The organism is Gordonia sp. NPDC003424, assembly GCF_053588655.1.
Genome location: NZ_JBSFQJ010000001.1, coordinates 185,619 through 205,975 on the forward strand (window position 1 = coordinate 185,619; position 20,357 = coordinate 205,975).

Sequence of the window (20,357 nt, forward strand, 5' to 3'; positions counted from 1 at the left end):
GAGGCTCAGCACGGGTGGTCGCGCCCAGTTCAGGCCACGGCGGTGGCGGCTGCCGGGTCGGCGTAGATCACGCTGAGCGCCACCACGATTGCCGCGCTCTCCTGGACTCGGACACCGAACCGCGAGGGGCTCAGTTCGAGCGGGCGGCGGTTGGTGGTGGCGGCGTCGAACGCCGCCTGCACCGGGGCGAGTCCGTGGGGGTGCGCGGCAAACGCGTCACCGGCCACCACGACCGCATCGGGGTTGATCACGTCCCGCATCATCGCGACGACGGCGCCGAGGACCTCGGCCCGCTGGTCGGCGATCACCGACGCGTCGACATCCACCCCGAGCGCCGCGGCGAAACGACGTTCCGCGGCACTGCCGATGACGTCCTGCAGAGTCGCGTCGCCGCCCGCCGCCACGGCCGGCGCCCGCACCGGCAGGTGCGCGATGGAACCGGCGCCGTGACGCGGCATGTGCACCTTCCCGTCGATGGTCAACGCCATGCCGACAGTCTCACGGGCGTAGAAGAACAGACCCGTTCCGTCGAGTTGCTGTGACGAGGTCAAGAGCAGTTCGGCGGCGGCCATCGCCTGGACGTGTTCACACACCGACACCGGGACGCCGAGCGCGTCGGCGAGCATGGGGCCGATCGGCACGCGGCGCCATCCGAGCACCGGATGATCGACGACGCCACCGCGCGCGTCGACCACGCCGCCCGACGCGATTCCCGCCCAGAGGAGTCGGCGTCCGCTGAATCGTGCTGCCAGATCACGCAACTGGGCGCACAGGTCGTCGGGTGGGGTGCCGTCCCGCTGCGTCGGCACGGCATGGCTGTAGAGCGGCCGGCCTCCGAGATCGGCGATGGTGAGCAGCGTCCGCCGCGCGCCGATGTGCATGCCGGCGACGCACAGTTTGTCGCTGTCGAGGGTGAGAGGGTTCTTCGGCCGGCCGATCCCGCCCGGGTCGACCAGATCGGGCCGTTCGACGATCAGCCCGCGCCCGGACAGCAGGGTGACCTGGCGGTTGATGGTGGCCGGCGAGAGGGTGGTGGCCGCGGCCAGTTGATCGCGGGTGACCGGGGCGTGCACGCGCACCGCCTGCAGCACCGCTGCCGCCGGCGTCGCGCCCACCTGCAATGCGGCGGGCACGACTCCGGGCGCTGGCATGCGATGAATCTAGCGCAGCGCTCGGCGAATAGGCTGGACTCATGAGCAGTGACACGGAATCAGCGACAACGGGTTCGGCCCTGCCCGACGATCGGAAGATCGCCGTGGTCACCGGCGCGAGTTCGGGCATCGGCGCGGCGACCGCCCGCCAGCTCGCCGGCCAGGGCTATCACGTGGTGCTCGGCGCGCGCCGCACCGAGCTCGTCGACGAGCTGGCCGCGGAGATCGGGGGTACCGGCCGGGCGCTGGACGTGACCGACGACGCCTCGGTCGACGCGTTCGTCGCGGGGTTGGACGTCGTGCACGTCTTGGTCAACAACGCCGGTGGCGCAAAGGGTCTGGACCCGGTGGCCACCTCCGATCTGGACGACTGGCGCTGGATGTGGGAGACCAACGTGCTGGGCACCCTGCGGATGACCAAGGCGCTCATCCCGGCACTGATCGCCTCGGGTGACGGGCTGATCGTGACGATCACCTCGATCGCGGCGTTCGAACCGTACGACAACGGCGCCGGCTACACCTCGGCCAAGCACGCCCAGGCCGTCATGCATCGCACCCTGCGCTTCGAGTTGCTCGGAAAACCGGTGCGGCTCACCGAGATCGCACCCGGCATGGTGGAGACGGACTTCTCGTTGGTGCGTTTCGAGGGTGACCAGGACCGCGCCGACGCCGTCTACCAGGGTCTGACCCCGCTCACGGCGGAGGACGTCGCCGAGGTCGTCGGGTTCGTCGCATCGCGGCCGCCGCATGTCGACCTGGATCAGATCATCCTCAAGCCCCGAGATCAGGCCTCCGCGCGCCGAAACATCAAGAATCCCGGCTGATCCGCGGTCAGCCGGCCGGTGCCGGTGCCGGTGCCGACGTCGACGCCGGAGTGTTCAGCGTGGGTGCGCCCGACGGAGTCGCCGGGGCGCTCATCTTTGCCGGCTCGCCCTTGATCGCCGACATGCTCTTCCACGTCGGCCAGTCGATGGCCCAGTCGAAGATGTCGCCGTCGGCCTCGGACAGCGCGATCCGGGTGCCGGTGACCTCGACCGGATCGCCGTAGACGGCGGTGGCGTAGTACTGCTGGGCATTGGCCAGCGACAAGTTGATGCAACCGTTGGTCACATTCGACGACCCTTGCACGCCAACGGTTTGCGGGTTGGCATGGATGAACTCGCCGTTGTTGGAGATACGAACCGCGAACTGCTCGTGCGCGTTGAAGTACCCGGCGGCCGGGTTGCTCATGTAGAAGTCCTCGTACTTCTCGGTCACCACGTGGATGCCCGAGCGCGTGACGTTGCGGTCGAGGTCGCCCTCGCCATAGCTGCAGGGCAGCGTCATGAGGACACCGCCGTCCCGGACCACGACGATCTGATGCGACGACGCCTCCGCCTTCACGATCTGAGAGCGACCGATCGTGTAGTCGACGGTGACGTCGGCCGCTCCGTAAGCGCCCTCACCGTGGTCGACACCATAGAGCTTGGCCCCCATGTGCACCTTGGTTCCGGGTGCGAAGTACTCCTTGGGCCGCCAGTGCACGCGGGAACCGTTGTCCTCGCCCAGCCACGCCCACGCGCCCTCGGTCGGCGGCTCGGTCTTCACGGTGAGCGCCTTCTCGACGGCCGCCTTGTCCTCGACCGTGCCATCGAACTTGAGGATGATCGGGGCCGCGATGCCGACCTCCTGCCCGTCACCGATGTTGACGACGACATTGAGCTGCGACTGCGGCACGAGAGTGGTGAAGTCACCGGCGATCGGCGCGGTGACGCGGTCGTAGCCGACGGCACTACCGCTCCACGTGTACTTGGTGTCGTAGCCGAGGGGTTCGCTGACCGTGAAGGTCGTGCGGTCGTCCGAGAGCGTGCCGGCGACCGCCTTGCCGCGCGGATTGAGCAGCTTGACGTCGGGGTTGAGCACGCCGTTCTCGGCCTTCACGGAGTACGTCACGGTCGGGTTGGGCGCGGCCTCGTCGAGCGCGGGGGTGAACGCCACGGTCACGGTGGGCGACTTCGGCTTGGCGTCCTGCGTGGCCGACTCGTCGCGGGAACAGGCCGCCACGGCAAGGCCGACGGCACCGAGGCCCGCGGCGGTCAGCACCGTGCGGCGGGTGAGTGAGTGATTCGCGCTCATAGCACCGTCCAGCCTACCGAGCTGAGCTGTGAAAACCCTTGTTCACCCTGGCATGTGGGCGCGCTCACCATCGTGGTCGAAGATCGACAGGACCTCGGCGACGCCACCCACCGACGCCATGCCATGCGGAATCATCGTGGAGAACTCCGCGGCCTCCCCGGTGGGGACGTCGATCACCCGGTCACCGAGGTGGATCCGGACATCTCCGGACAGAACCGTAAACCACTCCCGACCTGGGTGAACACCGAGATTGGCCGGGTCGACGACGTGCTCGGGAGTGATTCGCATCTTGGCGACGGTGACGCCACCAGGCGTCGAATCCCGGGAGAGTTTCCAGATGACCATGCCCGGCGCGGTGTGCGGTTCGGGACGGATGACGACGTCCTCGTCGTTGGCCGGTTCGACGAGCTGGTCGAGCGTGGTGCCTAGCGCCCGCGCGATCGGCACCAGCTGGTCGAGTGCCACCCGCCGATGGCCCGTCTCGATCCGGCTCAGCGTCGACGGGCTGAGGTAGCACCGCGCGGCCAACGCGTCGAGGGTCCAGCCCTTGGCCAACCGCAGCCCACGGATACGTTGACGGACCACCGCATCGATTTCTTGCTCCATACGCAAGATGCTATGCCCCAAGCGCATGATCGCGCTACCGTGGACAGCATGACCGATACGACCCACCATCACCATCACCATCACGGCGGTCACCAGCACGGCGAGCACAATGGTCACCTCCACCCCGACGCCGACACCATGGCCGCGCTCCTCGACCTCGACGCGACGTTCTGCGGGGAGTACCTGACAGACGTCCCCGACCACATCGCCGCGCTGGTCAGCGATCCGCAGACCATCGTCGACCTCGGTGCCGGCACCGGTGTCGGCACCGTCGCCCTTGCGCAACGGTTCCCGACCGGACAGATCCTCGCTCTCGACAATTCCGCCGACCTGCTCGCGCGGGCGACGCAGCGCGCTGCCGCCGCCGGGGTGGGTGATCGCGTTCTCACACGGGTCGCCGACCTCGACACGACCCTGCCCGCCACCGTCACCGACGTCGACGTGGCCTGGGCGTCGTCGACGCTGCATCACTTCGCGGACCCGGACGCTCTGCTGCGCTCCACGTTCTCCGCCCTGCGACCAGGCGGTGTTCTGGTCGTGCTGGAGATCGTCGAGACCCCAACCTTTCTGCCGCCCGGGTCTCCCGAGGGCGAGGTGGAGTCCCACATCCAACCCGCCATGTCCGCGGGCGGGTGGAACAAGGACCTCGACTGGCGACCGGCGATCACGGCCGCCGGTTTCGAGATCGTCGAAACTGTCGAGATCGTCACCGTAACAACGGAATCGGCGGCAGGGATCCGCGACTACGCCACCATGTGGCTCTCGCATCTGCGGTCGAGCCTCGCCGACGAGCTGTCCGAGCAGGACCGCACGACCCTCGATCTGCTGCTGTCCGAGGAAGATCCGTCGTCGCTGCGACGACGTGACGACCTGAGCCTCCGGGCCCGCCGGACCGCGTGGATCGCGAAGCGACCCGACTGACGCGGGTGCTCGGAACAGCCGCTTTCCCGACCGCGTGAGCGACACTCTCGCGCGCGGCTTCTGCCATCGATGCCGCCGTCCGCCCAAGTGAGCATCCTCAGTGAACAGGCGACAATTATTGTCTCGTAGCGGCGCACAGAGCGCGTTTCGGCGAGAGCGCTGCGCGTGGTCGGTCCGGATCTCCGACGTCACCGGTTCAGACTGCCCGCCGGAGACCGGTGGGCGTCCATCTCGTTGGTCGTGCGACGTGAGGCTCTCAGGCTCCCGGGGAAACCACTGATGAAAGGAAAGACCATGCATACCAATCACTTCGACGTCGCCATCGTGGGCGGCGGGGCCGCCGGACTCAGCGCGGCGGTCGCGCTCGGCCGTTCGTTGCGCTCGGTGGTCGTGTTCGACGCCGGCCGGCCACGCAATGCGCCGGCCGCCGGCGCGCACAACCTGCTCGGCAACGAGGGCATCTCACCACTGGACCTGCTCGCGAAGGGTCGGGCGGAGGCCACCGGCTACGGCGTGGACATCGTCTCCGCCGAGGTCCTCGATGTCACGCGAAACCCCCACGGCGACTTCGAGATTCAGACCTCCGATGGCGACACCACGACGGCCCGCCGCCTGCTGCTGGCCACCGGCCTCGTCGACGAGCTGCCCGATCTCCCCGGTGTCACCGAACTGTGGGGGTCATCGGTGCTGCACTGCCCCTACTGCCATGGGTACGAGGTCCGCGGCCGGCGGATCGGGGTGCTGGGCACGAATCCGATGTCGGTGCACCAGACGCTCCTGTTCCGGCAGCTCTCCGAGGACGTCACCCTGTTCACGCACACCATGCCGCCGTTGTCCGACGAAGAGTCACAACAACTCTCGGCGCTCGATGTGCACATCGTGGACGGCCCGGTGGAACGTCTCGACATCGTCGACGGCACAGTACGTTCCGTCGTACTCGCCGACGGAACCGCGATCGAACGCGACGCCGTGGTCGTCGCGCCGCGGTTCGTCGTCCGCGCCGACCTCTACACGCGACTCGGCGGCACCCTTGCCGACCACCCGGGAGGACCGGTCATCCCGACGGGGCCGCTGGGGGCCACCGACATCCCTGGTGTGTGGGCGGCCGGCAACAGCGCCGACCTGTCCGCGATCGTCGCCGTGTCGATGGGGGCCGGTGTGATGGCGGGTGCGGCGATCAACGCGGACCTCATCGCGGAGGAGGCCGCGGCCGCCGTCGGGCGCAGCCGCACCGTTGCGTGACGTCGGCGCACCGGACGCGCACCACCGAGATGCCCGGGTCAGTGCCGGCGGCCACCCGGTAGCGACGTCCACGATGGCTTCTCCAACGACCATTCCTTGTCGGTCAGGATCCGTGCGGCGGCCAGCCCGACCGCCAGCCCGATGACGACGATCATCGCCTGCACCGCGTTGCCCACGGCCTGCACGATCTGCTCGTTGTTGAAGTAGACCAGGGCCCGGTAGGCGGCTGCGCCCGGCACCATGATCAGCATCGACGGCACCGACAAGGTGATGCGCGGCGCCTGGATGCGCTCGGCGAAGAAAGCGGCGAACAAGCCCACGATGAGCGTGGCGAGTGCCGCCGCCACCTGCGCCGCCAGGTCGGCGTCGACAAGGGCCAGCCGGATCGGGTTGGCCACCGCACCGAACGACGCGGCACACAGCGCGATGCGCAGCGGCGTGTTGAAGGTGACCGCGAATCCGAGAACCCCGATGAAACTCGCCAGGATGCGCAATCCGATCAGCGAAGCGGCCGGCAAGGGCGCCGCGGGTTCGGTTTCGGGTGTCAGCCCGCTGACGGTGGCGATCGCCCACGCGCCGATCGCTGCCGAGAGAATGATGGTGCTCGCGTAGACGAGCCTGGAGATGCCGGCATTGAAGTCGAACCGTGCGATGTCGAGCGCCGCGGTCATCAGGGCGAACCCCGGCACGAGGAACAGGACGGCGGAGGTGAACGCCGAGCTCTGCAACAGGTTCGGCGAGTGCACGATCACGCCGAGGAGCAGTGACCCGAGGACGAAGCACAGGCACGCCACTGCCGCCGAGACACAGACGACGGCTAGCTGGTTGATCCGGGCGCGCCCAAGCACCGTCTGGACGAACTTGCCGACACCGGCTGCCACCCCCGCGGCCAGGCATTCCTGCCAGGTCCCGTTGTTGAGGAATGCGAATGCACCACACGCCACCGCCGCGGCGAGTGCCACGAGCGCCTTGTTGTAGCGGGGACGCCGATGCTCGACCTCGTCGAGTTGGGCATGCAGGTTTTGGACGGTCAGCCCGGGTTCGGCGGTGCGTGAGATCGATTCGAGAGCGGCGATGCGGTCGGAGTTCACCCCGAGCACCGGCACCTCGATGATCTGGGTCCGGAAGATCCGGCCCTTCTTGGTGGTCGTGACGATCTCGGTGAGGTTCACCTGCGAGTCGATCTCGTCGATACCGAGAGCCCGCCCCACCCGGCCCATCGCCTCCTTGACGCGGTACGACCCGGCACCGGACCCCAGCATCAGCGCACCCATCCGGGTCACCGCATCGGATCGGGCGATGAGTTGCAGGGGTTCCAGACCGGTCTCCCCCGATGGTTTCTCCGGACCGGGTTGGATGCCGTCGGTACCGGTCACGTCTGCCCCTCGACCCGGTCTACGCCGGAAATCCGTCGAGCACGGCCCGCGAATTGGAGAGCCCCAGCCGCGTCGCGCCGGCCGCGATGAGTTCCGCGGCGAACTCCGCGGTGCGGATGCCGCCGCTGGCCTTGACGCCGACACGATCGCCGACGGCCGCGCGCATCACCGACACCGCCTCGACACTCGCTCCGCCGGACGGATGGAACCCGGTGGAGGTCTTCACCATTGATGCGCCGGCCTGCACCGCCCGGCGGCAGACCTCGGTGAGGGTGTCCGGCCCGGCGAACTCCAGGAGCGCGGCCGACTCGACGATGACCTTCAGGACGACGAACTCGCCGACGGCTTCACGGACGACCAGCACGTCGGCGAACACCTCGTCGAATCGCCCTTCGACCGCGGCCCCGATGTCGATCACCATGTCGACCTCGTCCGCCCCGGAGTCGACCGCCAGGCGCGCTTCGGCCGCCTTGACCAGCGAGTGATGTTTGCCCGACGGGAATCCGGCCACCACGCACGACTTCTGCTCGCCGGTGTCGATCGGCAGCATCGACGGCGACAGACACACCGCGTAGACCCCGAGCTCGGCGGCCTCGGCGACGGTCGCCTCGGCCGCTGCTCGTGTCGCCTCGGGTTTGAGCAGGGTGTGGTCGATGATGGCCGCGACGTCGCGCCTCGTCAGGTCGGTGGTGATCACACAGACGAGCTTGGCACACTGAGGTCTGTGACTGCGCCTGAGACGAGCCAATCCGCCATCGAGACCGACCGTCAGTACGTACTGACGCTCGGTTGCCCTGACCGGACCGGAATCGTTGCCCGGATCTCTGGATTCCTCGCCGAGGTCGGCGGGTGGATCGTGGAGGCCGGCTACCACTCGGATGCCGAGACCGGCTGGTTCTTCACCCGGCAGACGGTGCGGGCGGGGTCGGTGACGATGACCCTCGACGAACTGCGGTCACGCTTCGCATCCGAGGTCGCGGCCGAGCTCGGTCCGTCGACGGATTGGCGCCTGACCGACACCGGCTCGACGAAGTCGGTGGTGCTGCTGGTCAGCAAGGAGTCACATTGCCTGGTCGACCTGCTGGGGCGGGCGCATCGAGGGGAACTGCCCGCGTCGGTGTCGGCCGTGGTCGGCAATCACCGGGACCTCGAGGAACTCACCGAGCGCTTCGGTGTGCCGTTCCATCACGTGCCGTTCCCGGCGAACGGCAAGTCGGAGGCGTTCGCCGAGGTCGCGTCCATCGTGAAGGGATACGAACCCGACGCGGTGGTACTGGCACGATTCATGCAGATTCTTCCGCCGCAGCTCTGCGACGCGTGGACCGGGCGGGCGATCAACATCCACCACAGCTTCCTGCCCAGCTTCATCGGCGCGCGCCCCTACCATCAGGCCTTCGCGCGTGGGGTGAAACTGATCGGCGCGACCTGCCACTACGTGACCGCCGACCTCGACGCCGGACCGATCATCGAGCAGGACGTGATCCGTGTCGACCACGGCGACACCGTGCCCGACATGGTGCGTCAGGGCCGTGACATCGAGACCCTCGTCCTGGCGCGGGGGCTGCGGTGGCACCTCGAGGACCGGGTGCTGGTGCACGGCCGCAAGACCGTGGTGTTCAACTGACCGCATATATGGATGCAGTGTGGGAGCGACTCGGCGACAACTGTTGTCGCGAGCGACCCGCTCACACCGCATCTGTGCACGGCTCCCCGCGAGACGGACTAGAGAGGGCATGTCTCCCAATTCCCTTTGCGGGTCTTGGCAGTGGGATTGAGAGACATGTCCTAGAAGTCGAATCCGCCGAAGTCGCCCCCGCCGAAATCGCCGCCGCCCCAGTCGCCGCCGGCGTCGCCGCTGCTACCGAAGTCGCCCCCGCCGCCGTAGTCACCGCCGCCATCACCGTAGTCGCCGCCGGCGTCTCCGCCGTCGATCGCGCCCATGTCGGCGCCGTCGCCCGCGCCACTCTCAAAGGCGTTGGCGTCGTAGGGAACCCCGTACATCCCCGAGAACAGCGACGTGAACAGCAGCGCCGAGCCGATGCCCCACGCACCACCGATCAGGGCGGGCTTCCACCACGGTTCGGAGTACCAGCCGGCCGGCACGGGGCGCCCCGCGACACGACCACCCGGGTAGTAGTTGGGTGTCCGCGACGTCGGCGTGGGTGAGGCCTCGATCCGGCGTCCCTCGAAGTCGACGGTGCGGTCCTCGGTGACCGACCCGGCGCTGCGCTGACCGTCGAGCTCCGGCACCGGTGGGCCGGGATCGAGATTCATCGCGGTACGCGCGGCCCGGACGTAGTAGAGCCCCTCGATGGCGGTCTGCTTGGCGAGTCGGGCCTGCGCGACGGTGGAGGCCTGGTCGATCTGCGAGCCGGCCGCGTTGTAGCGTTCGCCCGCGTCGGCGAGCGCCTGTTTGGACGCGGGGCCGTCGCCGACGAGCATGAACACCTGCCCACCGAGGCGTTCGATGGACTGACGCGCGTCGGCCTTGGCGTCATCGAGCGATCGTGCGGCGTTGGCGCCCGACCGTTGTTGCGACATCACGACGATGCCGACGACGATCAGCACCACGAGGGCGATCAGGATCAGGGCGCTCATCTTCTCCTCCAGAGCGGCAAATCGGACATTCCCGAGCGTACCGGGCCTGGCCGGGATGGTGCGTCGTCGCAGGTAACGGCGGCGGGATCAGGAACAGGTCACCGAGTTACCGGTGTTGGAGCCCTCGCCGCCGAGTTCCACGTTCTTGCCGTCGAACGCGAAGTCGACGCCCTTGTCGGTGACCTTGAGATTGGTGATCGTCAGGTCGTCGGCGAGCGATCCGAACATCGACTTCGTGACGCCGTCCACGATGGTCTGCGCATAGTCCTTCGGCACGCCGAAGATGAAGGCCTGCGCACTGACGACGTCGAAGCGGATATGTCCGTTGTCCATGACCGGCTTGAGGGTGGTGCTGATCGGGATCGGCAGGATCGCGACCTGCACGGTCGAGTCGACGGTGATCGTGCCTTCGTCGGCATTGCCGGTGAGCGACTCGATCCTTGCGCCCTGGACGAGTCCCGACAGGAGCGATCCGCCGCCGGGGCTCGTGCTGTTCGGGTCGGTACCCGTGGAGCCGCCGGTGGACGAGCCTTCCTTGCTCATCGCGATGACACGCGAGAACGGCGCCGACCCGGTGCCGGTGATCGATTGGGCGGTGGGGTTGCCGTCTAGCCCGGTGATGCCCTCGGCCCGGGCGTGCAGGCTGATCGCATCCGGTTTGTCCGCGGTGTCCACTTGGACGTACGGAACCTCACCGCTGATTCGTTGCAGCAGAATGGGTTTGCTGCTCAACGCGACAGTGGTGTCGGTGCCGGTCAGCTGCGTGAACGCGCTCTGCAAGCAGTCCTTGGTCTTGCCGCGGACGTACAGTTCGGTGCCGACCCCGGCGATCAGCACGAGCAATATCAGGGCGGCGGACAACCCGGCGATGATCTTGCCCGTGTTGCGTTTGGCCGGCGAGGTGGCGACGACCTCCGGCGGCACGGCGTTCGGGATGGGTTCGAAGTCGTCGAACTGGGTGGTGTCGGGCGTGTCACCGAACTGTGCGGTCTGGGTGCGCCCGGGCTGCGACCAGGCGCGTGGCGCCGGGTCGGTGGGCACCGGCTCGAACCGGGTGGTGTCGTCGTGGTCGGCCGGCTGCGGGGGCGGATTGTTCTCGCTGTCGGTCATCGAGGCCTCAGTTCGTGATCGGTGCCGCCGCTGCGGCAATCGGACGCCGGTTGGCCAGAACCCCCAATGCGGCACGAGCCTTGTCGACGACGGCGGGGTCGATGTCGAAGACGTCCACCCGTGCACCGTCGTCGTATGCGGCGACCACGCTACCGAAGGGATCTGTGAGTTGACTGTGTCCTATTCCGGTGGGCGCTGAGGAAGCTGCCAGCTCGGGATCGGCCGGCAGCGCCTGTCCGACGGCGGCGACGAAGCAGGCGGTGTCCAGTGCACGCGCGGTGGCGAGGATCTCCCACTGGTGGAGTTTCCCCGCCCCGGCGCCCCACGATGTCGGCACGACGATCAGCTGGGCGCCTCGTGCCGCGAGTTCGGTGAACAACGCGGGGAAGCGGATGTCGTAGCAGGTGGCGACCCCCACCGTGACCCCCGCGACCTCGAAGGTGACCGGCTCGGTGCCGGGCGCGACGGTGCGCGACTCGGCGAAGCCGAACGCGTCGTACAGGTGGATCTTGTCGTAGCCGATCCGTTCCCCTCGGGCCGGGGCGATCACCACGGTGTTGCGGACACGATCACCGTCGGGCGTGAACATGCCCGCCACCACGGTGACGTCGTGCGTGGCGGCGATCTCGGAGACCCGAGTCGCCCAGGGGCCGTCGAGTGGCTGGGCGACGGGTGCGAGTGGGACACCGAACCGGCACATCGTCGCCTCGGGGAACACGACAAGGTCCGCGCCGCCGGCCGCAGCCTGTGCGGTGTTGGCGTCGACAAGGTCGAGATTGGCCTCGGGATCGGTGCCCGAGGTGATCTGCGCCATGGCAATTCGCATGCGTCCAGGGTAGTCGGACCACGTGCGGGGTCAGTCGGTCGAAGGACCGGTTCAGGGGTTGGGGGCCACCGTCGACCAGCCGACGGTGAGCAGGTTGTCGACGGACCGGCCGCGTGGCACGACGCAGTCGACTCCCTGGTCGGCCAGCAACGTCAGTGCCTGTCGCCATCGCACCCGCGGGCCGAAGGCCGCGTGGGTGGCGGCGATGTCCCAGCACCGATCGGCCGTCTGCAGCAGGTGGTGAATCGGCTCACCGGGCACGTTGCGGTGGATGAGCGCCTTGGGCAGACGTTCGGCCAGTTCGGACGGGCGACCGGTGTGTTCGGGCGCCCAGCACAGCGTGAGGGTGCGAGGCCCGTCGGCATCGAGCAGAATCCAGCTGCTGCGACGGCCGATCTCGTCGCAGGTGCCCTCGACGATCAGTCCGCCCGGCCCGAGCGCGGACTGCATCTGCGCCCACGCGCCGGCGACCTCGTGCTCGTCGTACTGCCGCAGGACGTTGAAAGCACGGACGAGTTGGGGGGTGAGTCCGGCGAGTTCGAACCCGCCGAGCGCAAAGCTGACCCCGTCTCGCGGTTCGGCGATCCGGTCCGGGTCGATCTCCATCCCGACGACGTCGATATCGGGGACGACGGACCGCAGGCGCGCGGCCATCTCGAGGGTGGTGTCCGGGCGGGCGCCGTAGCCGAGATCCACGATGAGCGGCGCCGGCGTGCTGTCGAGCGCCGCGCGGATGTCGGGGCTGGTGCTCATCCACCGGTCGACGCGGCGGAGCCGGTTGAGATTGGTGGTGCCGCGCGTGATGCGGCCGGAGATCACCGTCGGGTCGCCGAGCGAGAATCGACGAGTGGGGTGAGGGACGAACGCAGCGAGGAGGATCGCAGCGAGAGCGGGCCCGGCGGCATCAGCTCAGAGGTTCTTCTTGATCCAGTCCGCCGCGTACTCCGCCTCGGCGCGGAACAGGTCGACGAGGTTGACCAGCATCAGCTGTTCGAGCTTGCCGTTGACGAACGGGATGAAGACCTTGACCTCGGTGGTCTTGCGGATGGTGCAGCCGGTGTCGGTGGGGAACAACTCCTGCCAGCCGTTGAGGCTGCCCGGCCCGGCCGGGATCGATGCGTTGTAGTTGCCCTTGGTGAGGTCGGGATCGAACGCGCCGAACGACTCCTCGCGCGTGATGACCATGTCCTTCATCATCACGGTCTGGGCGATCGCGGGCAGCTGGTGGCGACCGATTGTCTGCTTGAGGACCACCCGCAAGCCCGTTTCGTCGGAGACGAAGGAGTCGACCGAGCAATGCGGCGAGATCATCTGGAATCCCGCCATCATGTCGTCCCAATACTGCTTGTTGCTCTGCGCCTGATAGAGCTTCTCCGCAGGTTCGGTGAAGCGCGCCGAATAGCTGAGCCGTCGTGCCATGACGATCAGGTTACGTGAGGGGGTGTCGCCAACCCAAGTTTTCCTACCGTTGGGTAAGGAGTTCGGGTCAGGGGCGGTGAGCTGCGTCCCAGGTCTCGGTCTGCTCGCCCTCGCGGTCGAGGAGGCTCTCGAGCTGCTCGATGACGGCGACCTCGATCTTGCCGCCGACGAACGGCACGCTGACCTTCACCTCGGCCTCGTACGTCGTTATCGCGGGATCACCGCTGGTCACGACGCTGCCGTTGATCTTGGCCGGCGCCCCGGACACGCTCGCCTCGATGGTGCCGGTGATGGTGTCGCCGACCAGTTTGAACGTGGATCGCCGGGGGATGTCGAGATCGCCGGGCCGGATCCTGGTCACAGCCGAGGGCAGTCTGTCCTCTGGCACACCCTGCTGCAACGCGACCGTGATGGTGCCGCCCGACGACTCGAAGGAGTCGAGTCTGCCGTGGCTGGAGTTGATGGCCTCGAGCAGGTCATGCCAATACTTCTCGGTCGAGATGATCTCCCACAGACGCTGCGTCGAGAAGGAATGGGAGACGCGGTGGGTCATCGTGGTCGCCATGGTCACTGAGATTACCGGCCGACGCCGGGATCACGCCCGCCAGGATCGGCTACGACTACCGTTACCCCGGTGACCACGCCCCGTCTCGCCGAACTGACCACACTGCGCCTCGGCGGCCCCGCCCGCGCGATCGTGCGGTGCGGCGACACCCGCGACCTCGTCGAGCAGATCACCACCTTCGATCGTGCGGGGGAACGCACCCTGGTGATCGGCGGCGGCTCCAATCTGGTGATCGCCGATGAAGGGTTCGACGGTACCGCGGTGGTCATCCAGAGTGGACGCGTCGAGTTCGGGTCCGGCCGGGAGTCCGGCCGCACCCACGTGACCGCCGATGCCGGTGTCAACTGGGACGAACTGGTGGCGGCCACCATCGACGCGGGTTTCGGCGGTCTGGAATGCCTGTCCGGCATCCCCGGGGCGGCCGGCGCGACCCCGGTGCAGAACGTCGGCGCCTACGGCGTCGAGGTGTCGGATCTGCTGCGCAGCGTGCAGCTCCTCGACCGCCGCGCCGGCACCCTGCGTTGGGTGTCCCCCGGCGAGCTCGGACTGGGCTACCGCACCAGCACCCTGAAGCATCGCGACGACTTCCTCGTCGTGGCGGTGTCGTTCTGGCTCAACGAGAATCAGCAGAGTCAGCCGTTGCGGTACCGGGAACTCGCGGCGTCGCTCGGTGCTGAGCCGGGCGAGCGGGCACCGGCCGCGACCGTGCGGGAGAAGGTGTTGGCCCTGCGCCGCGGCAAGGGCATGGTGCTCGACGCCGACGATCACGACACCTGGAGTGCCGGTTCATTTTTCACCAACCCGATCATCGACGGCGACGCCGCGCAAGGTGTCCTGAGTCGTGTTCATGAGCGGGTCGGCGACGACGTCACGGTGCCGACATATCCTGCGGACGGGGGCGTCAAGTTGTCGGCGGGCTGGCTGATCGAACGTGCCGGATTCGCCCGCGGCTACCCCGGTCCGGACTCGCCGGTCCGGTTGTCGACGAAACATACACTGGCACTGACCAATCGGGGTGACGCGACCACCGACGAACTGCTCGACCTCGCCCGCGACGTCCGCGACGGTGTGCGGGATGCCTTCGGGGTGTCACTGCACCCGGAGCCGGTGCTGGTGAACTGCGAGCTGTAGCGACTCGTCGTCGACGGCCTACAGGAATCCGATGGTGCGCCGCCCCGCCCGACCGCGGGCGTCGGGTCGCTGCCCAGATCGCTCACTCGACCAGCGAATGGGTGGGGCTCAGCTCGTCCGCCGGCCGGGCGGAATCTGCGAGGACGTCGTCGAGCAGCTTGTTGTACTCGACGGCCGCCTCGATCGTCGACATGTGGCCCACACCGTCGTAGATGACGAGGTCGCGCAGATTTCCGTTGCGCTGCAACACCTCTGCCATCTGCTCGGCATGACTGCACGGCGTGAGCCGATCGGCAGTGCCGACGACGACGGTGGTCGGCACCTGTAGGGCCTCGAGTCCGGCGACGACGTCGAGTTTGCCCATCGCCGCTCCCCATCCGGCACGCGATCGGGGCGGGCAGGTGGCGATCAGCCCGTCGACGAAGTCGACGTGCGCCTTGCGCGCGTGCGGCCCCAGCGCGATGTACTGCGACAGCCGCGAACTGTAGGCGTTGTGCGGCAACGGCACCGGAGTCGACGTGAACAGTTTCGCGACGGTCGGTTCGAACGGCTTGGTGTAGCGCGGCAGATCCACCGGGATCAGCAGATGGTTGCTCGTCACCGCGCGGGCCGCGGTCGAGGTCAGCACGACTCCGGACACGGTCGAAACCACGCGGTCGGGGAACTGCGCGGCCCACGACATGATGGTCATCCCGCCCATGCTGTGGCCGACGAGCACCGCGCGCCGCCCCTCCGGGACGACCTCCCGAAGGACCGCGTCGAGGTCCTGGCCCAGCAGGGCGATCGTCGGACGCAAACGGCCGAGTTCACTGGCCCCGTGTCCACGCTGGTCGTAGGCGACGACGGGTCGGGTGGCGGCGAGATGGTTGATCTGGGGGTACCAGAACGTGGTGCTGCAGGTCCAGCCGTGGACCAACACGACGATGTCGCCGTCGGTGTCCTCGACGGCAGGTCCGTAGCGCTCGACGTTGAGGAGGGTGTCGTCGCGGGTGGCGACCACCGACCGTGCGGGCTGGGCCGTCGGCACGGACAGCAGTTCGTCGGGACCGTCGTCGACGGCGAGATCCGTGCCCAGCGCCGCCCGCACCAGGCTGACCGCGATGGTCCCGAGACCGAGTGCGGCGACGCCGACGCCGAGTGCCGCGGCGGTGCCGCCGGCAATCGCGAGCGATCGCTTGTTCATGATGTGTCCCCTGGTTCTGGCCGCTGGGCGGGCCACTGTCGTTGCGTTCAGTCGAGCCGGTCGACCGGCGTCGACGTGGCGCCACCCTCGGCGGCGGTGTTCTCAACTACGTCCACGTTGTCAACGACCGTGCCCCCGCCGGTCGTTCCGTTTGTCCGGGTGAGGTCTGGATCAACCGGAGCATTGTTGTCTACTGCGTCACCGGTCGCGAGTGCCGCATCGAAGTAGGTGCTCGCCTGGCCGATCGCCTGCGAAATCTGCTGGTCAAGGGCCTTTCGGAAGGTCGTTTCGACGATCTCGTGTGCCATCGGCCGCACGGTCTGGATGAGTTCGGCCATCTTGCTGACGCCTTTCTCACCCAGATGCGGCAGGTTTTCGTCGAAGTACTTGTCGGTGATGATCGAGACGAAACTCTTCGCGACGTCTTCGAGGTCGTCCTGCACCCGCACCCACCGGTCGAGCAGCACATCGATGTCGATGCCGGCCTTCACGAGCGTTTCGGCGCCCTCGAGGACCTCAGGGTTGCGGATCGCATAGTGCGCGCCCTCCTTGGCGAGCAGCCCGAGTTTCTGACTCAGCGCGATGGATCGATCGGTGGCGTTGAGCGTCTTGCGCAGTTCGGTGATCGTGATGGTCGCGGCGCGTTTGAAGTTGCGGAAACGACCGCCTTTCGGCGAGGCCCGCAGCACGTGCTCGACCTTCATCCCGTGGTGCGCGGCCTGCAGCAATTCACTGATCGTGGCGAAGGTGTAGCCACGTTCGAGCATGCGGGAGATCAGATTGAGCCGCACCAGGTGCTCATCGGAGTACCACCCGGTGCGGCCGCGGATGGTCGGCGGCGGCAACAGCCCGCGGTCCTGGTAGACACGGATGTTGCGCACGCTGACCCCGGACGCCTGTGCCAGGTCGTTGATCCGATACTCAGCCACTCGGTCAGTCTATTGCGAAGCCAACGGCGACCCAATCAGCCTCGCGGACGATCAGCCCTTCTTGCTGAACCACGACCTGCCCTGGATGCTGTCGACCCGAGGTCGCACGTCGACGATGTAGACCAGCATCGCGACCACGCCGATCAGGCCGAGGAAGTTCACCGCACCGAACAGCCAGATGAAGATGGTCGCGGCCGCCAGGATCGACACCCAGATGACCTTGGTCTGCCGGTCGACGGCCGGGAATGCGTCGGGTCGCTGGATCGCCGCATGGACGAGCGCCACCGCCGACGCGACACCGGCGATCACGGTCAGGGCCAACAGGATGAGATTTTGCCCGTAGGCCATCACGCTCAGAAGATCCACGCCACCACTCTAGACATTCCCGGCACGGGCGGCGCCGCGTGCGGTGCCGGCCCTACGCCGGACCGGCCTTCTTCGCCGGGGCTTTCTTGGCCGCCGTCTTCTTGGCCGGGGTCTTCTTGGCGACCGTCTTCTTGGCCGCGGTCTTCTTGGCCGCCGCCTTCTTGGCCGGGGTCTTGGTCGCCGCGGCCTTCTTGGCCGGGGCCTTCTTCGCGGGGGCCTTCTTCGCCGTCGTCTTCTTCGCCGCCGCCTTCTTCGCGGGTGACTTCTTCGCAGGTGACTTCTTGGCCGGTGCCGCGCCCTTGATGGCCTTCTTCGCGGGCGTGAGCACGACCTCGTCGGCCTTGCCGGTGGTCAGCCCGGCCAGCGCCACAGCCCGTTCGCCGACCGCACGGGTCTGCCCGGAGATGGTGCCGAGCGCGTCTTCGGTCAGTCCGACGGCGTCGTTGTAGACCTTCTCCAGCTTCGGCAGGTTCTGCTCGACGAGCGGCTGCGCACGCAACCGGTCGACGACTTCCTCGCCGCGTTCGGACAGGGCGGACAGGAGGCCCGCGGCCACCGCGAGATACGCCTCGGCCACCTTGCGCAGCTCGTCCGGACTGAACCGGGAGAGCAGATCCTCGATTTCGGTCGGCAACTCGACCTGCAGCGACGACAGTTTCGACCGCGCCTCTTCGAACACGGCGAGTGCGCTCTCCCGCGTCTCGTCGACCCGGCTCGACGCCTGCTCCCGCGCACCGTCGAGCATCGCCTGCGCACTGCCGACGGTGTCGGCGATGCGTTGTTGCGCTTGTTCGCCGGCTGCCTCCCGACGCTCGTGCAGTTCGGTCAGCAATGCGCTCACCTGGCCGATCGCGGTGGTCAACGGATTCTCCGGCATGGGTCACTCCTTGGCGTCGGTGGTCTTGCTGATTTCGGCGGCGTCGTTGTCGCTGTTCTCTTTGTTCTCTTTGCGGAATGACTCGTAGATCTCGAGCAGCATCTGCTTCTGGCGTTCGCTGATCGAGTCGTCCACGAGCAGGGCGTCGCGAACGGGACTGGCCGGGCGTTCTTCGAGTATCCCGGCGCGAACGTATAACACCTCGGCCGACAACCGCAGACCCTTCGCGATCTGCGCGAGCACGTCGGCCGATGGTTTGCGCAATCCGCGTTCGATCTGGCTCAGGTACGGGTTGCTCACCCCGGCCCGTTCGGCCAACTGTCGCAGCGACACCTCGGCCGCCATTCGTTGGGAACGGATGAACGCCCCGATGTCCTGCGCGGCACTGGCGACTGCCTCTACCGGGTTGCTCGCTCCGCCATCGTCGTCGGGCGTCGTCGGTTCGGCGGTGGCGTGAGCTTGGTCGGGCACGTCGTTGTCGTCGGGTGTCATCGGTCTCCGTTCGGTCCCCGACCACCAGTATCGACGCGCGTGCTAGCACGTGCAAGCAGGCAGCAAGCCTGATGTCTGTGGGTCAGTGGAAGATCAGTACCGAGATCGTGTAGATCGCCAGGCCCGCCAGCGAACCGACGACGGTCCCGTTGATCCGGATGAACTGCAGGTCGCGTCCCACCTGTAGTTCGATCTTGCGGCTCGTCTCGTCGGCGTCCCAGCCGCGGACCGTCTCGGTGATGACCGAGATGATCTCCTGCGAGTAGTTCGCCGCGATGTGGTGCGCCGCCCGGGCGATCCAGCCGTTCATCTTCTGCTGCAGCGGACGGTCGTCGCGGATGCGGGTGGCGAGCTGAATGACGGAGTTCGACAACGAGTTCCGCAGCGTGCTGTTCGGGTCGGTCAGCATCTGCTCGATGACGGCCTTCCCGGTCTTCCAGGCGGTCGACGCGGCGTTGGTCACCTCGTCGCGGCCGATCAGTTCCTGCTTGATCTCCTCGAACTTGGCGATCATGACCGGATCGTGCTGCAGGTCATCGGCGAACTTCTCCACGAACTCGTGCATGGACCGTCGCAGTTGGTGGTTCGGGTCGATGCGCACCTTGTACGTGAAGTCGACGAGTTCGCGATAGATCTTGTCGCCCAACAGGGTGTTGACGAACTTGGGTTTCCACGACGGACCGACGTCCTGGTCGACGACGCGGTCGATCAGGTCTTGGCTGCCCAGAGCCCACTCGTGCGCGCGATCGCATGCCAGCTGGAACACCGGCTCCAACCGGTCCTCGGCGATGAGTTGCTCGAGGATGCGACCAAGCGGCTGAGCCCATTCCGGCTCGCCCGCCCATTTGATGGCGTGCTGGATGAGGTTCTCGATGTCCTCGTCGCGCAGCATTTCCGCGGCGAGGGCGATCATCCGTGCGGCTTCGTCCGACACCCGCGGCGCGTTGGCCGGGTCGGCGAGCCACGTCGACAGACGACGCGGCATCTCGAGGCTGGTCGCCCGCTCCACGATCACATCGGGGGTCATGAAGTTCTCTTCGATGAACCCACCGAGCTGATCGCCGATGTCGTCCTTCTTCTTGCGGATCAGTGCGGTGTGCGGGATCGGCAGGCCCAACGGGTGGCGGAAGAGTGCGGTGACCGCGAACCAGTCGGCCAACGCACCTACCATGCCGGCTTCGGCCGCGGCCCGCACGTATCCCACCCACGCAGCGACTTCGGCGCCGTCGCGGTGCTCGAGGTATCGGGTGAAGAGGTAGACGATGGCGGCGACCACCAGGAACCCGGTCGCCACCACCTTCATCTTGCGGAGATCTTTACGCCGCTGTTCGTCGCCGGTCCCGCTTGCACCGAAACCGAGTGACGGTGGCGGTGTATCCACACTCGGCGCACGGTGTCTCCCCCCGGGGACGTCCGAAATGACTGTTGGCGTCATCTGACCAGTTTTACC

General features: G+C 67.5%; 21 protein-coding genes and 1 pseudogene. 5 read left to right on the plus strand and 17 right to left on the minus strand.

Features of this window, described 5'->3' with window-relative positions:
• Positions 1-29 precede the first annotated feature (29 nt).
• The gene (locus tag ACWDTI_RS00805) at positions 30-1,151 is read right to left on the minus strand and encodes an ROK family protein (RefSeq protein ID WP_449736126.1); all 1,122 of its coding nucleotides are present in this window, start codon (positions 1,149-1,151) and stop codon (positions 30-32) included.
• 41 nt (positions 1,152-1,192) lie between these two features.
• On the opposite strand from ACWDTI_RS00805, the gene ACWDTI_RS00810 reads away from it, so the two are divergent.
• Positions 1,193-1,975, plus strand: a complete 783-nt coding sequence (locus ACWDTI_RS00810) for an SDR family NAD(P)-dependent oxidoreductase (protein ID WP_449736127.1) — start codon at positions 1,193-1,195, stop codon at positions 1,973-1,975.
• Positions 1,976-1,982: 7 nt separating this feature from the next.
• Here the strand turns inward: ACWDTI_RS00810 and ACWDTI_RS00815 are convergent, their stop codons facing one another.
• Both ACWDTI_RS00815 and ACWDTI_RS00820 read right to left on the minus strand, forming a co-directional pair.
• Positions 1,983-3,266 (minus strand): L,D-transpeptidase, encoded by a 1,284-nt coding sequence (locus ACWDTI_RS00815; RefSeq protein WP_449736128.1) that lies wholly within the window; start codon positions 3,264-3,266, stop codon positions 1,983-1,985.
• A 42-nt stretch (positions 3,267-3,308) separates the two neighbouring features.
• Positions 3,309-3,872, minus strand: coding sequence for a helix-turn-helix domain-containing protein (locus ACWDTI_RS00820; protein WP_449736129.1), 564 nt, complete (start codon positions 3,870-3,872; stop codon positions 3,309-3,311).
• A gap of 48 nt (positions 3,873-3,920) precedes the next feature.
• Here ACWDTI_RS00820 and ACWDTI_RS00825 point away from each other — a divergent pair, with 48 nt between their 5' ends.
• Positions 3,921-4,793, plus strand: coding sequence for a class I SAM-dependent methyltransferase (locus ACWDTI_RS00825; RefSeq protein WP_449736130.1), 873 nt, complete (start codon positions 3,921-3,923; stop codon positions 4,791-4,793).
• 294 nt (positions 4,794-5,087) lie between these two features.
• Positions 5,088-6,035, plus strand: coding sequence for an NAD(P)/FAD-dependent oxidoreductase (locus tag ACWDTI_RS00830; RefSeq protein ID WP_449736131.1), 948 nt, complete (start codon positions 5,088-5,090; stop codon positions 6,033-6,035).
• A gap of 38 nt (positions 6,036-6,073) precedes the next feature.
• On the opposite strand, the gene ACWDTI_RS00835 is transcribed toward ACWDTI_RS00830, so the two are convergent.
• Complete coding sequence (locus ACWDTI_RS00835; protein WP_449736132.1) at positions 6,074-7,411, minus strand: threonine/serine ThrE exporter family protein; 1,338 nt, start codon at positions 7,409-7,411, stop codon at positions 6,074-6,076.
• A gap of 19 nt (positions 7,412-7,430) precedes the next feature.
• Complete coding sequence (deoC, locus tag ACWDTI_RS00840) at positions 7,431-8,108, minus strand: deoxyribose-phosphate aldolase (protein WP_449736133.1); 678 nt, start codon at positions 8,106-8,108, stop codon at positions 7,431-7,433.
• Positions 8,109-8,135: 27 nt separating this feature from the next.
• On the opposite strand from deoC, the gene purU reads away from it, so the two are divergent.
• Complete coding sequence (gene purU / locus ACWDTI_RS00845; RefSeq protein ID WP_449736134.1) at positions 8,136-9,035, plus strand: formyltetrahydrofolate deformylase; 900 nt, start codon at positions 8,136-8,138, stop codon at positions 9,033-9,035.
• Between the two features lie 161 nt (positions 9,036-9,196).
• Here purU and ACWDTI_RS00850 read toward each other — a convergent pair whose 3' ends face one another.
• The 6 genes from ACWDTI_RS00850 to ACWDTI_RS00875 all read right to left on the minus strand — a co-directional run bounded on the left by ACWDTI_RS00850 (position 9,197) and on the right by ACWDTI_RS00875 (position 13,929).
• A complete protein-coding gene (locus ACWDTI_RS00850) occupies positions 9,197-10,009 on the minus strand; it encodes a DUF1542 domain-containing protein (RefSeq protein WP_449736135.1) in 813 nt (270 codons plus the stop codon).
• 87 nt (positions 10,010-10,096) lie between these two features.
• The gene (locus ACWDTI_RS00855) at positions 10,097-11,119 is read right to left on the minus strand and encodes an LmeA family phospholipid-binding protein (protein WP_449736136.1); all 1,023 of its coding nucleotides are present in this window, start codon (positions 11,117-11,119) and stop codon (positions 10,097-10,099) included.
• A gap of 7 nt (positions 11,120-11,126) precedes the next feature.
• The gene (locus tag ACWDTI_RS00860; RefSeq protein WP_449736137.1) at positions 11,127-11,945 is read right to left on the minus strand and encodes a carbon-nitrogen hydrolase family protein; all 819 of its coding nucleotides are present in this window, start codon (positions 11,943-11,945) and stop codon (positions 11,127-11,129) included.
• 51 nt (positions 11,946-11,996) lie between these two features.
• Positions 11,997-12,698 carry a class I SAM-dependent methyltransferase gene (locus ACWDTI_RS00865; protein WP_449736138.1) on the minus strand — a complete coding sequence of 234 codons (702 nt, stop codon included), beginning with the start codon at positions 12,696-12,698 and terminating at the stop codon, positions 11,997-11,999.
• A gap of 156 nt (positions 12,699-12,854) precedes the next feature.
• Positions 12,855-13,364, minus strand: coding sequence for a DUF2505 domain-containing protein (locus ACWDTI_RS00870; RefSeq protein ID WP_449736139.1), 510 nt, complete (start codon positions 13,362-13,364; stop codon positions 12,855-12,857).
• 67 nt (positions 13,365-13,431) lie between these two features.
• Entirely contained in the window at positions 13,432-13,929 is a 498-nt protein-coding gene (locus ACWDTI_RS00875; RefSeq protein ID WP_449736140.1) for a DUF2505 domain-containing protein, read from the minus strand.
• A 51-nt stretch (positions 13,930-13,980) separates the two neighbouring features.
• Here ACWDTI_RS00875 and ACWDTI_RS00880 point away from each other — a divergent pair.
• Positions 13,981-15,060 (plus strand): annotated as a pseudogene (locus ACWDTI_RS00880) (UDP-N-acetylmuramate dehydrogenase); the annotation flags it as partial.
• Between the two features lie 82 nt (positions 15,061-15,142).
• Here the strand turns inward: ACWDTI_RS00880 and ACWDTI_RS00885 are convergent.
• From ACWDTI_RS00885 to ACWDTI_RS00910, 6 genes are all read right to left on the minus strand, one after another.
• A complete protein-coding gene (locus ACWDTI_RS00885; RefSeq protein WP_449736141.1) occupies positions 15,143-16,243 on the minus strand; it encodes an alpha/beta fold hydrolase in 1,101 nt (366 codons plus the stop codon).
• A 47-nt stretch (positions 16,244-16,290) separates the two neighbouring features.
• Entirely contained in the window at positions 16,291-17,172 is an 882-nt protein-coding gene (locus ACWDTI_RS00890; protein WP_449736142.1) for a MerR family transcriptional regulator, read from the minus strand.
• A 51-nt stretch (positions 17,173-17,223) separates the two neighbouring features.
• Complete coding sequence (locus tag ACWDTI_RS00895) at positions 17,224-17,520, minus strand: DUF2516 family protein (protein WP_449736491.1); 297 nt, start codon at positions 17,518-17,520, stop codon at positions 17,224-17,226.
• Between the two features lie 70 nt (positions 17,521-17,590).
• On the minus strand, positions 17,591-18,415 hold the full coding sequence (locus ACWDTI_RS00900) for a histone H1-like repetitive region-containing protein (protein ID WP_449736143.1): 825 nt from the start codon (positions 18,413-18,415) through the stop codon (positions 17,591-17,593).
• Positions 18,416-18,418: 3 nt separating this feature from the next.
• Positions 18,419-18,907 carry a helix-turn-helix domain-containing protein gene (locus ACWDTI_RS00905; RefSeq protein ID WP_449736144.1) on the minus strand — a complete coding sequence of 163 codons (489 nt, stop codon included), beginning with the start codon at positions 18,905-18,907 and terminating at the stop codon, positions 18,419-18,421.
• Between the two features lie 82 nt (positions 18,908-18,989).
• On the minus strand, positions 18,990-20,342 hold the full coding sequence (locus ACWDTI_RS00910) for a DUF445 domain-containing protein (RefSeq protein WP_449736145.1): 1,353 nt from the start codon (positions 20,340-20,342) through the stop codon (positions 18,990-18,992).
• Positions 20,343-20,357: the final 15 nt, after the last annotated feature.

Excerpts from the sequence above, each read along its gene's own strand:
- ACWDTI_RS00815 (WP_449736128.1), bottom strand. The coding sequence starts at position 3,266 with ATGAGCGCGAATCACTCACTCACCCGCCGCACGGTGCTGACCGCCGCG.
- ACWDTI_RS00830 (WP_449736131.1), top strand. The coding sequence starts at position 5,088 with ATGCATACCAATCACTTCGACGTCGCCATCGTGGGCGGCGGGGCCGCC.
- ACWDTI_RS00825 (WP_449736130.1), top strand. The coding sequence starts at position 3,921 with ATGACCGATACGACCCACCATCACCATCACCATCACGGCGGTCACCAG.
- ACWDTI_RS00870 (WP_449736139.1), bottom strand. The coding sequence starts at position 13,364 with ATGGCACGACGGCTCAGCTATTCGGCGCGCTTCACCGAACCTGCGGAG.
- ACWDTI_RS00860 (WP_449736137.1), bottom strand. The coding sequence starts at position 11,945 with ATGCGAATTGCCATGGCGCAGATCACCTCGGGCACCGATCCCGAGGCC.
- ACWDTI_RS00805 (WP_449736126.1), bottom strand. The coding sequence starts at position 1,151 with ATGCCAGCGCCCGGAGTCGTGCCCGCCGCATTGCAGGTGGGCGCGACG.
- ACWDTI_RS00850 (WP_449736135.1), bottom strand. The coding sequence starts at position 10,009 with ATGAGCGCCCTGATCCTGATCGCCCTCGTGGTGCTGATCGTCGTCGGC.
- ACWDTI_RS00910 (WP_449736145.1), bottom strand. The coding sequence starts at position 20,342 with ATGACGCCAACAGTCATTTCGGACGTCCCCGGGGGGAGACACCGTGCG.
- ACWDTI_RS00885 (WP_449736141.1), bottom strand. The coding sequence starts at position 16,243 with ATGAACAAGCGATCGCTCGCGATTGCCGGCGGCACCGCCGCGGCACTC.
- ACWDTI_RS00820 (WP_449736129.1), bottom strand. The coding sequence starts at position 3,872 with ATGGAGCAAGAAATCGATGCGGTGGTCCGTCAACGTATCCGTGGGCTG.
- ACWDTI_RS00905 (WP_449736144.1), bottom strand. The coding sequence starts at position 18,907 with ATGACACCCGACGACAACGACGTGCCCGACCAAGCTCACGCCACCGCC.
- ACWDTI_RS00810 (WP_449736127.1), top strand. The coding sequence starts at position 1,193 with ATGAGCAGTGACACGGAATCAGCGACAACGGGTTCGGCCCTGCCCGAC.
- ACWDTI_RS00855 (WP_449736136.1), bottom strand. The coding sequence starts at position 11,119 with ATGACCGACAGCGAGAACAATCCGCCCCCGCAGCCGGCCGACCACGAC.
- ACWDTI_RS00895 (WP_449736491.1), bottom strand. The coding sequence starts at position 17,520 with ATGGCCTACGGGCAAAATCTCATCCTGTTGGCCCTGACCGTGATCGCC.
- ACWDTI_RS00875 (WP_449736140.1), bottom strand. The coding sequence starts at position 13,929 with ATGGCGACCACGATGACCCACCGCGTCTCCCATTCCTTCTCGACGCAG.
- ACWDTI_RS00865 (WP_449736138.1), bottom strand. The coding sequence starts at position 12,698 with ATGAGCACCAGCCCCGACATCCGCGCGGCGCTCGACAGCACGCCGGCG.
- ACWDTI_RS00900 (WP_449736143.1), bottom strand. The coding sequence starts at position 18,415 with ATGCCGGAGAATCCGTTGACCACCGCGATCGGCCAGGTGAGCGCATTG.